This is a genomic window from Neisseria sp. 74A18, from assembly GCF_001308005.1.
In the GTDB taxonomy this organism is placed as follows: domain Bacteria; phylum Pseudomonadota; class Gammaproteobacteria; order Burkholderiales; family Neisseriaceae; genus Neisseria; species Neisseria dumasiana.
Window position 1 is genome coordinate 27,000 of the sequence record NZ_LGZA01000026.1, and the last position, 14,265, is coordinate 41,264.

Annotated in this window: 10 protein-coding genes; 3 read left to right on the forward strand and 7 right to left on the reverse strand. The window is 54.3% G+C overall.

Going from position 1 to position 14,265, the window contains the following annotated elements; translation table 11 throughout:
• The first annotated feature begins 52 nt into the window (after positions 1-52).
• The gene (locus AKG43_RS08725; protein WP_054600187.1) at positions 53-688 is read left to right on the forward strand and encodes a tetratricopeptide repeat protein; all 636 of its coding nucleotides are present in this window, start codon (positions 53-55) and stop codon (positions 686-688) included.
• A gap of 54 nt (positions 689-742) precedes the next feature.
• On the opposite strand, the gene rpoD is transcribed toward AKG43_RS08725, so the two are convergent.
• From rpoD to recB, 5 genes are all read right to left on the reverse strand, one after another.
• The gene (gene rpoD / locus AKG43_RS08730) at positions 743-2,707 is read right to left on the reverse strand and encodes an RNA polymerase sigma factor RpoD (protein ID WP_054600188.1); all 1,965 of its coding nucleotides are present in this window, start codon (positions 2,705-2,707) and stop codon (positions 743-745) included.
• 123 nt (positions 2,708-2,830) lie between these two features.
• Entirely contained in the window at positions 2,831-4,606 is a 1,776-nt protein-coding gene (gene dnaG / locus AKG43_RS08735; protein ID WP_054600189.1) for a DNA primase, read from the reverse strand.
• Between the two features lie 68 nt (positions 4,607-4,674).
• Positions 4,675-5,121 carry a GatB/YqeY domain-containing protein gene (locus AKG43_RS08740; RefSeq protein WP_054600190.1) on the reverse strand — a complete coding sequence of 149 codons (447 nt, stop codon included), beginning with the start codon at positions 5,119-5,121 and terminating at the stop codon, positions 4,675-4,677.
• Positions 5,122-5,419: 298 nt separating this feature from the next.
• The gene (rpsU, locus tag AKG43_RS08745) at positions 5,420-5,632 is read right to left on the reverse strand and encodes a 30S ribosomal protein S21 (protein WP_054600191.1); all 213 of its coding nucleotides are present in this window, start codon (positions 5,630-5,632) and stop codon (positions 5,420-5,422) included.
• A gap of 297 nt (positions 5,633-5,929) precedes the next feature.
• Positions 5,930-9,553, reverse strand: a complete 3,624-nt coding sequence (gene recB, locus AKG43_RS08750) for an exodeoxyribonuclease V subunit beta (RefSeq protein ID WP_054600192.1) — start codon at positions 9,551-9,553, stop codon at positions 5,930-5,932.
• Positions 9,554-9,875: 322 nt separating this feature from the next.
• Here recB and AKG43_RS08755 point away from each other — a divergent pair, with 322 nt between their 5' ends.
• Positions 9,876-11,195, forward strand: a complete 1,320-nt coding sequence (locus AKG43_RS08755; RefSeq protein ID WP_054600193.1) for an MFS transporter — start codon at positions 9,876-9,878, stop codon at positions 11,193-11,195.
• Between the two features lie 76 nt (positions 11,196-11,271).
• Here AKG43_RS08755 and AKG43_RS08760 read toward each other — a convergent pair whose 3' ends face one another.
• Entirely contained in the window at positions 11,272-12,360 is a 1,089-nt protein-coding gene (locus AKG43_RS08760) for a metallophosphoesterase (protein WP_054600194.1), read from the reverse strand.
• A gap of 210 nt (positions 12,361-12,570) precedes the next feature.
• Here AKG43_RS08760 and AKG43_RS08765 point away from each other — a divergent pair, with 210 nt between their 5' ends.
• Positions 12,571-13,470: a Dyp-type peroxidase gene (locus AKG43_RS08765; protein WP_054600195.1), complete on the forward strand. Its 900-nt coding sequence runs from the start codon at positions 12,571-12,573 to the stop codon at positions 13,468-13,470.
• 101 nt (positions 13,471-13,571) lie between these two features.
• Here the strand turns inward: AKG43_RS08765 and AKG43_RS12980 are convergent.
• On the reverse strand, positions 13,572-14,265 hold a 694-nt coding region (locus AKG43_RS12980), incomplete at its 5' end, for a DUF6396 domain-containing protein (protein WP_231718142.1).

The following is a 14,265-nucleotide window of genomic DNA, read 5'->3' on the forward strand; positions in this document are numbered from 1 at the left end:
TGTTAGTATAATGTCATTTTTTTAACGTGCACTCACTCTGAAAGGAAGAATAATGAAAGTCTTACGGTGGTTCGCCGCACCCGCCTGTGCAGCAGTTTTGGCTTTGTCGGCCTGCGCAAACGTACAGCAGGGAACGTATCAAGAGGCAAGAGAGGCATACAGCAAAGGCCGCTACGACCAAGCCTATACCATCATGAAAGGCCTTGCCGAAAAAGGTGAAGTAAACGCCCAAAACCAATTGGGTTTGATGTTTTCAGACGGCATCGGCCGGCCGGCGGATTATGAACAAGCCAAGCATTGGTGGGAAAAAGCTGCCGGGCAAAATCATGTGAATGCCCAATATCATTTAGGATTGTTATACGAAAACGGTTGGGGCGTAGTGCCGGATGCCCGTTTGGCAGCCGAATGGTACGAAAAAGCCACCGCACAGGGTCAGGTGCAGGCCATGGCCAATCTCGGCTCATTTTATGAGTCCGGAAAAGGCGTGAAACGCAATTTGCGTAAAGCGGCCGAATGGTACGGCCAAGCTGCGGAAAAAGGTGATGCCGACAGCCAATATAAGGTGGGCATGATGTATTTGAACGGCAGCGGTGTGAAGCGTAATCGGGTAAAAGCCAAATATTGGCTTGAGAAAGCTGCGGAGCAGGGTAATGCCAGAGCCGCTCAAGTATTGAAAAAGAGAATCTAACTGAAAAAACCGTCTGATGAATCAGACGGTTTTTTTTGATGGTGTTGCTGCGGCTTACTGTTTGTTTTCTTCACTGTCCAAGAAGCTGCGCAAGCGGTCGCTGCGGGTCGGGTGGCGCAGTTTGCGCAAGGCTTTGGCTTCGATTTGGCGGATACGCTCGCGGGTTACGTCAAACTGCTTGCCCACTTCTTCCAACGTGTGGTCGGTATTCATGTCGATACCGAAGCGCATACGCAATACTTTGGCTTCGCGCGGAGTCAGGCTTTCCAGCACTTCTTTGGTAACTTCGTGCAGGCTCGAATACATGGCCGCATCTGCCGGAGCGACGTTGTTTACGTCTTCGATGAAATCGCCCAAGTGTGAATCGTCGTCGTCACCGATCGGCGTTTCCATAGAAATCGGCTCTTTGGCGATTTTCATGATCTTGCGGATTTTATCTTCCGGCATTTCCATCAGTTCGGCCAGTTTGGCTGAATCCGGCTCTTCGCCGGTTTCTTGCAGATATTGGCGCGAGATGCGGTTCATTTTGTTGATGGTTTCAATCATGTGAACCGGAATACGGATGGTACGCGCTTGGTCGGCAATCGAGCGGGTGATGGCCTGACGAATCCACCAAGTGGCATAGGTTGAGAATTTATAACCGCGGCGGTATTCAAATTTATCTACCGCTTTCATCAAACCGATATTGCCTTCTTGAATCAAATCGAGAAACTGCAAGCCGCGGTTGGTGTATTTTTTCGCAATCGAAATCACCAACCGCAAGTTGGCCTGAATCATTTCCTGTTTGGCCGCCGCGGTTTCTTTTTCGCTGATGACCATGTTTTTATTGATTTCTTTCAGCTCTTCGATGGAAATGCGGGTTTCGGTTTCCATTTCTGCCAGCTTGGCTTGCTTTTCGATGATGGCATGGCGGAAGCGGTCGAGAGCGTTGCTCCATACGTTGTTTTTTGCAACTTCTTCTTCCACCCAATCAAGGCGCGTGATTTCGGGCAGGAAGTAATTGATGAAGTAGTCTCTGTCCATGTGCACGCGGTCGAGGCAGATATCGCGGATTTCGCGCTCGAGGCGGCGGATGCTTTCCACCCGTTCGCGAAGGTTGCTGCTCAGGCTTTCGATTTGGCGGGTGGCAAAACGCACTTCGAGCAGTTTGGAGGCGATGGCATCGCGGTGCTGCAAATAGGTTTCGTGACGGCTGTCGTGCTTGCTCAGGGCGGCGATCATTTTGTCGTAATCTTCTTGGATACGTTCAAAATGTTCGAGCACTTTTTGTTTCAACTCTTCCAGATTGGTGGCGGCGATGGCTTCGGGGCTGCTGTCGTCTTCATCGTCGTCGCTGTCGCCGTCGTTATCGTCGGCGTCGTCGTTTTCGCTGTTGTCTGCGGAAGAACTCGCGCTTTCCAAATGCCCCAATCCTAATTCGTTCAGCAATACCTCGTTGGGATCGATGATGGCTTCAACAACTTCGTCTACTTTGATTTCATCTTCGCGGATGCGTTTGATCAGCTCCAAAATTTCGGCAATCGAACCGGGGCAGGCAGAGATAGCCTGTACCATGTTTTTCAGGGCATTTTCGATTTTTTTGGCGATGATGATTTCATCTTCGCGGGTCAGCAGGTCGACTTGGCCCATTTCCCGCATATACATGCGCACAGGGTCGGTGGTGCGGCCGAATTCGCTGTCTACGCTGGAAAGGGCGGCTTCGGCCTCCGCAACGGCATCATCGTCGGTAATGGCGGCGGTGTTGTCGCTCATCAGCATTTCTTCGGCATCGGGTGCCTGCTCGGTCACTTGGATGCCCAAACCTGAAATCATGCTGACGATGTTGTCGATTTGCTCTGCGTCGGACATATCGTCGGGCAGCGCATCGTTGATTTCGGAATAGGTGATATAGCCGCGCTCTTTGCCCATGATGATGAGCTGGCGCAACCGTGCGCGTTGCTCTTCGAGCGTTAGCGGACGGTTGTCGTCTTGTTCTTCATATTCGCTGTCGTGTGTATTGTTGCTGTGTTGGTTTGACATAGAATGTTCTCGGTGTTTGGTTTAACGGGAGGCCGTCTGAAACAAATCGGTAGGGTGTTCTGCGGTAGGTACAAGACGACTCGGTTGCAGCAGGGTGTATGTTTTTCAGACGGCCTTGGGCTTTTATCGTGTGGCCGGCATCAATAATGCCAGCAGTAGTTTTTTTTCGTTGTCATTCAAACCGGTGTGCCGGTTTTTTTCTTTCAATGCTTCGATTTGTGTGTTTTTCAGCTCGTTCAGGAGCTTGGTCATGCCGAGTTGGAAGTTTTCGCAGTCTTCTTCGCTGCTGCCTTCCAAGGCTTGCGGATCGTTGAGCGCGCTTTGGAAAATACGGTTTATCGTGGTTTCGTAAGGGCTTCCACGCATGTGTTCCAAAATGTGTGCGCTTGTGGGCAGCTCCGGCAAGCTTTTAATCAGTTCGGCGAGATTGGCCAAACAGGCAAAATCGCCGCTAAGGGTCAGATACTCGGGCAACTCTATATATGAAGCCCATGCGGGATTTATCAAGAGGCTACGTATCTGGCGTTCCGCCAATGTAGACATTTGCGGTTGTTTAAAGGTTTCTTTGGGCAGTTTGTAATTTTTCTGCCGGGCTTGGCGTTTGGGGGCTTCTTCGCCCATCAGGCGGGCGAGATCGGCGGTATCGATGCCCACCAGTTCGCTTAAACGCTGCCTTAATAAAAAGCCTAAAGCGGGTGCGGTAATCTGTGCTAGCAGGGGCGAGCTGGTTTTGACCAGTTCGGCTTTGCCTTCCTGCGTATCCAGATTAAGGCCGTCTGAAAGGTGTTCCCAAAAATATTCCGACAGGGGTTTGCTTTGGTTGAGCAGGGCATCTTCAAACGGTGTTTTGCCGTAAGCGCGGATGTAGCTGTCGGGGTCGTGCTCTTCCGGCAAAAACAGGAAATGCAGCGATTTGTCGTCTTTCAGTTGCGGCAAGGCGTTTTCTAAAGCCCGCCATGCGGCTTTTCTGCCGGCACGGTCGCCGTCGAAGCAGAAGTAAATGCTGTCGGTTTGGCGCATCAGCAGTTTGACGTGGTCGGCGGTGGTGGCTGTGCCGAGCGCGGCTACGCCGTAACCGATGCCGAATTGTGCCAAGGCAACAACGTCCATATAGCCTTCCACCACCAAAATCCGCCCGGCTTCTTTAATGGCGGCTCGGGCTTCGTGCAGGCCGTAGAGGTTGCGGCCTTTGTCGAACAGCGGCGTTTCGGGCGAGTTGAGGTATTTCGGCTCGCCTTTGTCGAGTATGCGGCCGCCGAAGCCGATAACCTGACCGCGTTGGTTGCGGATGGGAAACATGATGCGGTCGCGGAAGCGGTCGTAATATTTGCCGTCTTTCTCGATGACCATGCCGCTTTCTACCAACGGTGTATTCGGGTAGGGCTGGAATACCTGTGCCAGCGGCTGCCAGCTGTCGGGCGCGTAGCCTAAGCCGTAGTGTGCGATGATTTCGTCGCTCAGGCCGCGTTTGGCAAGATACTGCTGCGCGCGCGTATCCTGTTTCAGACGGCCTGTGTAAAAAGCGGCGGCGGCTTCGGTGGTTTCTTCGAGCGTTTGCTGTTTTTTCTTGCGCTCGGCACGCTGCTCGGGGTTTTCTTGTTGCCCGCGGGTGCGCGGTACGGTCATGCCGACGCGGTCGGCCAAATACTGCACGGCTTCGGTAAAACTCAAGCCCTGATATTCCATGATAAAGCCGATGGCCGAACCGTGTGCGCCGCAGCCGAAACAGTGGTAAAACTGTTTGTGCGGGCTGACGGAAAACGACGGCGATTTTTCTTTATGAAACGGACAACAGGCCATATAGTTGGCGCCGCCTTTTTTCAGCGGCACATGCTCGTCGATAATATCTACGATATCGACTTTGGCCAGCAGTTCGTCGATAAATTCACTCGGTATCATGGTTATGTATCGAGGCCGTCTGAAAGAGACGTTTGAGAAGGCGTTTTCTTTCAGACGGCCTTTTCGGATCAGGCGGCGAGCACCGATTTCAGCACTTTGTTCACTTCGCCCATGTCGGCTTTTCCGGCCAATCGGGTTTTCAATACGCCCATTACTTTGCCCATATCGGCCATGCCTGCTGCGCCGGTTTCGGCAACGGCGGCCTCTACTGCGCTGCGGATTTCTTCAGGCGACATCATTTGCGGCAGGTAGCGTTTGAGCACTTCGGTTTCGGCGTTTTCTTTCTCCGCCAAATCGGTGCGGCCGGCGTCGGTGTAGATTTTGGCGCTGTCGTTGCGCTGTTTTACCATCTTGGTAATGATGGCAATCACTTTGGCGTCGTCGGCTTCCATGCGCTCGTCCACTTCAAACTGCTTGATGGCGGCGTTGATAAGGCGCACGGTGGACAGGGTAACGCTGTCTTTGGCGCGCATGGCGGTTTTCATGTCTTCGGAAAGTTGCGCTTTCAGGCTCATGGCGGGCTCACTTTGTTGGGGTTTCAAACCATTTTAATGGTGTTGTTTGGTTTAAAAACAAGCTGTTTCGGCATTTCGGGCGGAAATGCGGGGCAAACGGCCGTTTGTGTGTGCGGCGGTTTTGAATGTAGCTGTTTGACGCTGCTGCTTCTTGGTGTGACGAAGCATGAAAAGGTTTCGTAGCGGTGTGTTTGTGGGATTGATTTAGTTAATAAAGTTTGTTTCTTATACAAGCCAAAACACCGCAAAGCGCAAGGCTTTACGGTGTATTGCTTAATCACATCTTCAGAAAGTGTGATTAGTAGAGTTTCGGAGGCAGTTGTTGGCTGCGCAGGCGTTTTTGCAGACGTTTAACTGCAGCGGCTTTTTTGCGTTTGCGCTCGGTAGTCGGTTTTTCGTAAGCTTCGCGGGCGCGCAGTTCGGTCAGCAGGCCGGTTTTTTCAACAGCGCGTTTGAAACGGCGCATGGCAACTTCAAAAGGTTCGTTTTCTTTTACACGAATAGCAGGCATTTTATTTCCTTAAAATTTGGTTTCGGCCTTCTTGTTTTTCAGACGGCCTGTGAATGGGGTTTTGTTGTATCGCTGTCGGCCTTGCGGCGGGGCGGGATACGCGCCGTGATGTAAACATCACCTCCTAACGGGCGGCACGGACGGGTGTGTCGGAAAAATAACGAGCCGTGTCAAACGGCTGCACAATAATTGGCGGATTATCTTATTCTTTGGCTTCGTTGTCAAGAAAACCTCCAGCGGCAAAGGGTTGGCGGCGTCCGGTTGCACGGGGTATGGTGCGGGCGGTTTTGCAGGTATTTACAGCCATTCCTGCAATAGGGAGGTGTCGATGTTCCACGACCAAATGCCGTTGTTGCCGCTGCCGTTTAAACCGCGCAGGAAGAGATAGCGAACGGCAACGGTGTGCAGGGGCTGCTGGCGTGAGGCGAAGTGGCGGGCGGTGGCAATGGCGTAAATCAGGGCTTGCAGGTAATAGTGGTGGTGGGCGACGGCTTCGTTCATGGCTGCTTGTGTGTAGTCTTCGGCGGCATAGCCCAAGTGGTTGGATTTATAGTCGATTACGGTAACGAGGCCGTCTGAATCGCGGCAGACCATATCGATGAAGCCGTTTAAAAAACCGTTAACGTCGTTGAAGTCGAGCAGTTTGGCGGCGGTGGCGCATTCGGCGGGCAGCCCGTGTTCTGTTTCGGCGAACCATTGCTGCAAACGGTTGAGTGTGAAGTCGTGCATGAACAGGGTAAAGCCCATTTCGGCAAGGCGTTGGGTGGCGGGAATGTCGGCCAGCGCGGTTTGACCGTCGAGCGGGGAGAGGCGGGTGTGGTCGAGCATGGCGGTAACGGCGGGCAGCCAGCCGGCATCGAAACCGTAGTGTTCCAGCGTGGCGGCAACGGTTTCGCTTTGTGCGGCGGCGGGAGAGCCGAAATCGAAGGTTTCGAGTATTTCGTGCAGGCACACGCCTGCGCTTGCGCCGCGCGGGAAGGTGTGGATGCTGCGGGTATCGGTGTGTTCAGACGGCATGGAGGATAAAGGTGCGTCGGTTGCGGTTTCCGCTGTGTCGATGGCCGGTTGCAGTTCTTCGCGGGTATGCTCGTCGGTGTTGCGGGTGTGGCGGCTCAAGCCGGTAAAGCTGGTATGGCGTATGAACTCGAACGGGCGTGCAGAAACGCCGGCTGCTTGGTAGAGGCCGTCTGAAACGGAGGGTGCTTGATATTCCGCCGGTTCGGGAGGTGTTTCGGTAAAGCTGAAGTCGGTATTTTCGGGAGCGTTGTCGATGAACCGCTGCCAGTTGTTTTTCAGCATGGTGTCCGCTTCGCTTTTTGCCGCGGCGTATGCGGCGGCGATGTCGGCGCGGCGGCTGTCGGCGGTGCCTTCGAGCAGGTAGGCGAAGGTGTTGTCGGGCGTGTGGCTGCAACGGGCGGCGTAGATAACCAGATGTTCTTCGGCGCGGGTGAGGGCAACGTACAGCAGGCGCAGGTTTTCGCTTAGGTTTTCGTCGGCAAGCTGGTTGCGGTCGGCGTCGTCGAGCTGTGTTTCGTGCAGCAGTTCGGTGGGGCGGCGGGGGCGGTGCAGAATCTGCCAGCCTTGCGGGGTGTTCTTTTTCGCATCCCACACGAAGGGGCAATATACCAGCGGATACTGCAAGCCTTTGGCGGCGTGCATGGTCACGATTTTGACGAGGTTTTCGTCGCTTTCGAGCCGCAGCAGATTGTTTTCGCCTTTGGGATGTTCGGCGTTTTGGGCCGTCTGAATCTGGTTTTTGAGCCATTCCCGGAGTGCGGCGGGGGAGCGGCTTTGTTCGTCTTCTTCGGCCAAGCGTTCGATCAGTTGGTGGTAGTTGGTGAGACTGCGGGTGCTGCCGCGCGCGAGCAGGCGGGCTTCGATGCCGTGTTCGGCGGCAAACTGCTGCATGGCGGCGTAGATGCCGTGTTGCTGCCATACTTCGGCGGCGGTTTGGGCGGAGTTGATCCACGAGAGCAGGGCGGTTTCGTTGCGGTTGAGTTCGTGGATCATGGCGGCGGTGTAGCGGAACAATATGCCGCCGAGCACGAAGCGCAATGTTTCGGTGCGTTGCGGTTGCAGCCAGAAGCCGATCAGGGCGTCAACGGCCTCGGCTTCTTCTGATGCAAACACCGATTCGCGTTGCAGCAGCACGCTTTGGATGTTGCGCTGTTTCAGGGCTTTGGCAATCATCTGCCCTTCGTTGTGGGTGCGCACGAGCACGGCAATCTGCCCCGATTGCAGCGGCACGGCGGGGCCGGCGGTGTTTTTCTGATAATTCAGACGGCCTGCTACGGCATCGTTGAGAACGGCGGCGATTTCGTCGGCACAGTTATCCGCCGCACGGCTGCGCAGCGCGTCTTTGTTGCCGCCGCCGTCGGTTTCGTGGTTGAGCCAGCGTATGGAAACGGCGGTTTTGGGCGGATTCAGACGGCTTTCGCTGCGGGCGGCGTTTACGTCGGCATAGTCGATGCTGTCGAGCACGAAGGGGCGGTTTTTCTGTTTGAACAAGGCGCCGATGCCGTTGATCAGTTTGGCGTGGCTGCGGAAGTTGGTGGTCAGGGTGTAGCGGGCGTCGGCATCTTCGGCGGCCTGCATGTAGGCGTAGATGTCTGCCCCGCGAAAGCTGTAAATCGCCTGTTTGGGATCGCCGACCAAAAACAGCGGGTTGCCCTGACGGATAAACAGTTGTTTGAATATTTCGTATTGCAGGGGGTCGGTGTCTTGGAATTCGTCGATCAGAGCGGCTTTCCAAACGGCTGCAACGGTTTGTGCCAATTGTTCGCGGTGCGGGCTGCGGATAAGGGCATGGTAAACATCGAGCAGCAGGTCGTCGAAACTGCGTTCGCGGCGGGATTTTTTTTCAGCCTCCAACGCATTGCCGATGTATTGCAGCATATCGAGTTGCAGCTGTATCAGGGTGTTTTGTTCGGCTTCGGCCAAACCGTTGAAGCATTCGCCCAGCCGTGCGAGTATGTTTAAGCGGGCAAAGGCGGCGGTGTCGGGCGTGGCGGTTTTTTTGGTGGCGGCTTCAAGAGCGTCGGCGGCAAAAAGGGGGAGTTTGTCGTGGTTGGAAGGCAGAGTGTTGCTTTCTGCTGCGGCTTCCAGTAAGGCAAAAACGTTTTGGAAGGTGTTTTTGCGGTATTTGTTGCCGTTTAAAACGGGGTGGATTGTCCAAAAGGTTTGCACCAATTCGGGCAGTTGGGTGCGGATATTTTCCCAGCATTCCGCCAATGTCTTTTGTGCGGTTTCCATATTGCTTTCAGGCCGTCTGAAAGCCAGATAGGGGCGGCCGATAAAGCTTTTGATTTCGGAAAGCATGGTTTCGGGCGTGTGGTGGTGCTCGAACACCAGTTTGGCCAACAGCGGATTGTGCGACACGTTTTCGCGCCAAAAGTCTTGGGCGGGCACCAGCAGGCGTTCGCGCGAGTCTTCGGTTAGTTCTACGTCGAAAGGGGCTTGGCAGAAAAAGGCATAATCGCGCAGCAGGCGTTGGCAGAAGCCGTGAATGGTATAAATGGCGGCATTGTCGAAGCGGCTGATGGCTGCCTTCAGGCGCACAATCAGGCGCTCTTGGCTTTCTTGCTGCAAGGCGGCTTCGAGCAGGTTGGGTAAAAATACGTCGCCTTCGTGGTGTTGCGCGCAATACGCGGCGAGGCCGTCTGAATGGTGTGCGGCATCCGGCACGTTTTCCAATACCGATAACACATCGTCCAACCGCGCCCGCAGGCGGGTTTTCAGTTCGGCGGTAGCGGCTTTGGTAAAGGTAACGACCAACACGCTTTCTACGGGCATTTTTTCCAGCACGATCAAACGGGTAAACAAAGCAGCAATGCCGTAGGTTTTGCCTGTGCCGGCAGAGGCTTCGATAAGGGACGTGCCCGAAATGGGAATGGTGAGCGGGTTAAACGGTTGTGCTGGCATGGCGTTGCAGGTGGTGTGAGGCCGTCTGAAAAATATCCGGCTAAGGGTAAACAGGGAGATGACGGTGCTTGGGCGGGCTGTCTGTATATCGGTTTCAGACGGCCTTTACTTACATATATATATACGATGGCGGTGCAAGCATAGGCCGAAGTGTAAAGGGTTTGCAGTAAAACAGCCAGCACCGCCGTTGCCGCTGTGTATCTTTGGCGCGAATCGGGTCGGTTTTCATATTCTTGCTTGCCCTTTCGCTGTAAAAAGGCCACAATCCCGCTGATTGTTAACAATTTCCGTATTTAAATCACCGGTGTTAAGGAATCGGACAATGGATATCATCACCCGTTTACATAACCTGCCTGTGGGCAAGTTTCATTACAAGTTGTTGATATTGATCGGCTTGGGTTGGCTGTTTGATGCAATGGATACCGGCATGGTGTCGTTTGTGTTGGCTACGTTGGGTAAAGAATGGAATCTGACGCCGTCTGAATTGGGCTGGATTGTCAGCGTCGGCTTTATCGGCATGGCGTTGGGGGCGGTGTTGAGCGGAAGGATGGCCGACCGCATCGGACGCAAGAATGTGTTTGTGGCCACGATGGTGTTGTACAGCATTGCCACGGGTTTGTGTGCTTTCGCTTGGAATCTCGAAAGCCTGCTGTTTTTCCGCTTTTGGGTCGGTTTCGGTTTGGGCGGCCAGCTGCCGGTGGCGGTGTCACTGGTAAGCGAGTATGCGCCGCCGAAAGTGCGTGGGCGTTTTATCGTGCTGCTGGAAAGTTTTTGGGGGCTGGGTTGGTTGGCCGCCGCGCTGGTGTCGTATTTTTTTATTCCGCAATACGGTTGGCAAAGCGCGTTTTTGATTGGCGCACTGCCGGTGTTTTACGCCTTTTTCGTGTGGAAGCATCTGCCCGAGTCGGTGCCTTATCTGATCAGCAAAGGGCGTGTTGGCGAAGCGCATGAAATCGTCGTCGGGCTGGAAAAGCAGGCAGGCATAGAGGCGGTTCAGACGGCCTCGGTAGCCGAGCGTGCGCCGCAGGAAAACCCGCGTTTCGCACAGCTGTGGCAACCGCCTTTTGCCAAGCGTACTTTGATGTTGTGGCTGATTTGGTTCGGCATCGTGTTTTCGTATTACGGCATTTTCACTTGGCTGCCGAAGCTGCTGGTGGAGCAGGGCTATACGGTGGTGAAAACGTTCGAATATGTGCTGGTGATGATTTTGGCGCAGCTGCCGGGCTATTTTGCGGCGGCGGTGCTGGTGGAAAAAATCGGCCGCAAGGCCACGCTGGCCGGTTTTCTGTTTGCCTGTGCGGTGTGTGCCTATTTCTTCGGCCGCAGCGATTCGGCGGCGATGATTATGTTTTGGGGCTGTTGGATGTCGTTTTTCAACTTGGGCGCGTGGGGCGTGCTTTACACTTATACGCCGGAGCTTTATCCCGTGCGCTTCCGCGCCTTCGGTTCGGGCTGGGCCGGTGCCGTCGGCCGTATCGGCGGTATTGTCGCGCCGATGGCGGTGGCGGCCATGATTGGCGGCGACGGCGGTTTCGGGCGGATTTTCGTGATGTTTACCGCTGTGCTGATGGCGGTGGTTGCCGTGATTGTGGTGCTGGGCGAGGAAACCAAGGGGCGCAGTTTGGAAGACATCAGCGGTTAAGCTGCGAGTTTCTCACGATTAGGCCGTCTGAAAACGATTGTTCAGACGGCCTTTGTCGTGTTATCAGCAGGTGAGGCTATTTGCCTTTCACATCAATGATCCACACTTCCGATTGCGAACCCAAACGCAGCGGCACGCCCCAGAAGCCGTAACCCGAAGTAACGAAAAAGTGGCCGTTGCCGATTTGCTCGTAGCCGTAGTGCAGGCGGTTGAGAAAGCGGACGATTAAATTGGCCGGCGCCACTTGGCCGTTGTGCACATGGCCGGATACCTGAACGTCTATCGGTAGTTTGCTGTGAGCTTCGATATCGGTAGGGCGGTGATCCATCAACAGCACGGGTAAGGCGGTGTTTTGACCGCGCAGCAAGGTTTCCGTAGCGGGGCGGGTTTTGTCCAAATCATCGTTGCGGCCTACTACCAGCAAGCGGCCGTCCACCACCGTGCTTTCATTGGCGAGCACTTTAATGCCCGCTTTGGTCAGCTCTTCATAAATCTCGCGTTCGTGGCCGAACAAATCATGGTTGCCCAAAGTGGCATACACACCCAGCGGGGCCCGCAGTTTTTCAAGATGCGGCTGCATGTTTTCGGCGCGGTAGGCGTTTACATTGTCGTCCATCAAATCGCCGGGCAGCAGAATAATATCGACTTTTTCGCGGTTCATGATGTCGGCGAGTTTATCCAGCTGGCGCGAGCCGAACAGCACGCCCAAATGGGTATCGCTGGCCATGCCGATGCGCAGCGGTTTCTCAAGCGGTTTTTCGATGTTGATTTCGGCATGATGCACCACGGGCGTGTAAGCGTTATAAACCGCCAGCCCCAGCAACCCCGCCACAAATAGCGGAGCAAACAGCCGCAGGCTGCGCGACATGGGTTTTTGTTCCATAAAGCGGCATAGCAGCAGATACAGCACAAACGTCGCCAAGGCCGCATACATCACAAACAGCAGCAACACCATCCAAAACGCCATCCAGCGGAACACCGCATGCCCCAGCTGCAACAGCAGCCCCGCAATCAGCGCATTGGTAATCAAAAAAGCAACGCCCATCAGCCAGCGTCTGCCCCGTGCGGCAATATAGGGGGCGAACAGCCATTGCAGCGACCGGCCCAAGCCGAAGGTAAACACCTGCAGCAGCAACAGTACCAATATAAACAAAACAATACGCATAATGCTTCCCGTAAAAAACAGATGCAGATTCTACCACAGCGCGATTACCCGCCTGTGCCCCTGTGTTTGCAGGCGCGGCAAAGCAGTAATGCAGTTTGTTTGGGTTCCGTCCTGCCGATTCTTTTCAGACGGCCTTAAAATACTATCCGGCATGGGCTATAATTAAAACCTGTCAAACACAAATCCATCCGCATCATCCGAAGGAAAAACATGAACCCGCAAACCGCCATTATTCCCGCAGGCAGTAAAGCCGCCGTATTTATCGAAGCCGACATCACAGGCAGCCGCGAGCAGATTCAGCTCGCCGCCCGCCAAAGCCTTGAAGCCCTCGACCAATTGCAGCAAAAATTTCCCGACGCACTGCTTGGTCTAACCATCGCCTTCGGTAGCGCATTCTGGCAAAGCCTGAACCACAACGGCGAAGGCAGCGAAATCAAACCGTTTACCCCGCTGGGCAACGGCTTGGCTCCCGCCACGCAGCACGACATCATGTTCCACATCCAATCGTTGCGCCCCGATGTTAACTTTTCGCTGGCTATGGCCTTATTGGAAGCATTCGGCGACAGCATCGACGTAAAAGACGAAACCCACGGCTTCCGCTGGATCGAAGAACGCGGGTTGGACGGTTTTGTAGACGGCACCGAAAACCCCACCGGCGACAACATCCGCATCGTCGGCACCGTGCCCGAAGGCAAGCCCGATGCAGGCGGCAGCTATGTGTTGCTGCAAAAATACCGCCACGATCTCAAAAAATGGAACAAAGTGCCGCTGGCCGAGCAAGAAGCCGCCGTCGGCCGCACCAAAGAAACCAACGAAGAATTCAGCAAAGACGTGCGCCTGCCCGATTCCCACTTAGGCCGCGTCAATCTCAAAGAAAACGGCGTGAGCCTCGAAATTGTCCGCCGCAGCCTGCCCTACGGCACCGCATCGGGCGAACACGGCTTGGTATTTATCGCCTACTGCGGCACACTGCACAATATCGAAGCACAATTGCTGAGCATGTTCGGCCATACCGACGGCAAAACCGACCTGCTGCTCAAACACGTTACCACCGCCGTAACCGGTGCCTATTACTACGCACCATCACTGGAGCGGTTGCAGAATCTGTAATGGTTTGGTGAATAAGAGATGCAAATCGAGAGGCCGTCTGAAATATTGAACCATCCAAGGATTTGGGGAACAGTTCAATATTTCAGACGGCCTCCGATATGTTAAGACAACAGGTTTTTAAACTTTTGCCGCCAAGACAGGGTTTGCGGTTTCTGCGGCGGGTTGGAGGAAACAGGGTGGGCAGAATATGCCTTGGCTGCTTCCGGTTGGGGCGGTTCGGCAAGGGGAAGACCAGTTTTCACATCCAGCTTGGCTTGACCGGCCAGTTTTTTCATCAGCTCGTCGGAGGGCTTGGGCGGTTCTTTTCCCTCCACCCAGCGTTGGAAGGCAATCTTGCCGTCCCATTCCGGCAATGGTGCCGGCGGTAATGGCACTATTTCATCCAAATCAGGGACTTTGGGGGCCATAAAGTCGTAATTGGAAAGATAATCACTGATGATGTTGTAGCGGCGGGCGCGTTCGGCATCCGGAGTCATATTTAAATATTCTTTATATTCAAAACCTTTAGCAAGGCTGAAAGCTGCTTGGCTATTGCCGTTTTTTACACCTTGGTAATAGGCCGCTATCGCTTCTTCGTGTCGTCCAAGCCCCGATAAGTTGATCCCTAACCATTCTGACGCATCTCCTTGGCCTTGTTCGGAAGCACAGCGGTAGAGCTTACGCATCAACTCCAACCGGAATTCATGTGTTTCTTCATGGTCAATCCAAGCCACCTTTTCAGCCAATACGAATTGTGCGTCTCTACTGCCCATATCGGCGGCTTTGCGTAAAAAAGCCAGTTCGCTGTCCGGCGGT

Bases quoted from the DNA above. Each gene is read 5' to 3' on its own strand.
- AKG43_RS08725 (WP_054600187.1), top strand. From the start codon at position 53: ATGAAAGTCTTACGGTGGTTCGCCGCACCCGCCTGTGCAGCAGTTTTG.
- AKG43_RS08755 (WP_054600193.1), top strand. From the start codon at position 9,876: ATGGATATCATCACCCGTTTACATAACCTGCCTGTGGGCAAGTTTCAT.
- AKG43_RS08760 (WP_054600194.1), bottom strand. From the start codon at position 12,360: ATGCGTATTGTTTTGTTTATATTGGTACTGTTGCTGCTGCAGGTGTTT.
- AKG43_RS08765 (WP_054600195.1), top strand. From the start codon at position 12,571: ATGAACCCGCAAACCGCCATTATTCCCGCAGGCAGTAAAGCCGCCGTA.
- rpoD (WP_054600188.1), bottom strand. From the start codon at position 2,707: ATGTCAAACCAACACAGCAACAATACACACGACAGCGAATATGAAGAA.
- rpsU (WP_054600191.1), bottom strand. From the start codon at position 5,632: ATGCCTGCTATTCGTGTAAAAGAAAACGAACCTTTTGAAGTTGCCATG.
- AKG43_RS08740 (WP_054600190.1), bottom strand. From the start codon at position 5,121: ATGAGCCTGAAAGCGCAACTTTCCGAAGACATGAAAACCGCCATGCGC.
- recB (WP_054600192.1), bottom strand. From the start codon at position 9,553: ATGCCAGCACAACCGTTTAACCCGCTCACCATTCCCATTTCGGGCACG.
- dnaG (WP_054600189.1), bottom strand. From the start codon at position 4,606: ATGATACCGAGTGAATTTATCGACGAACTGCTGGCCAAAGTCGATATC.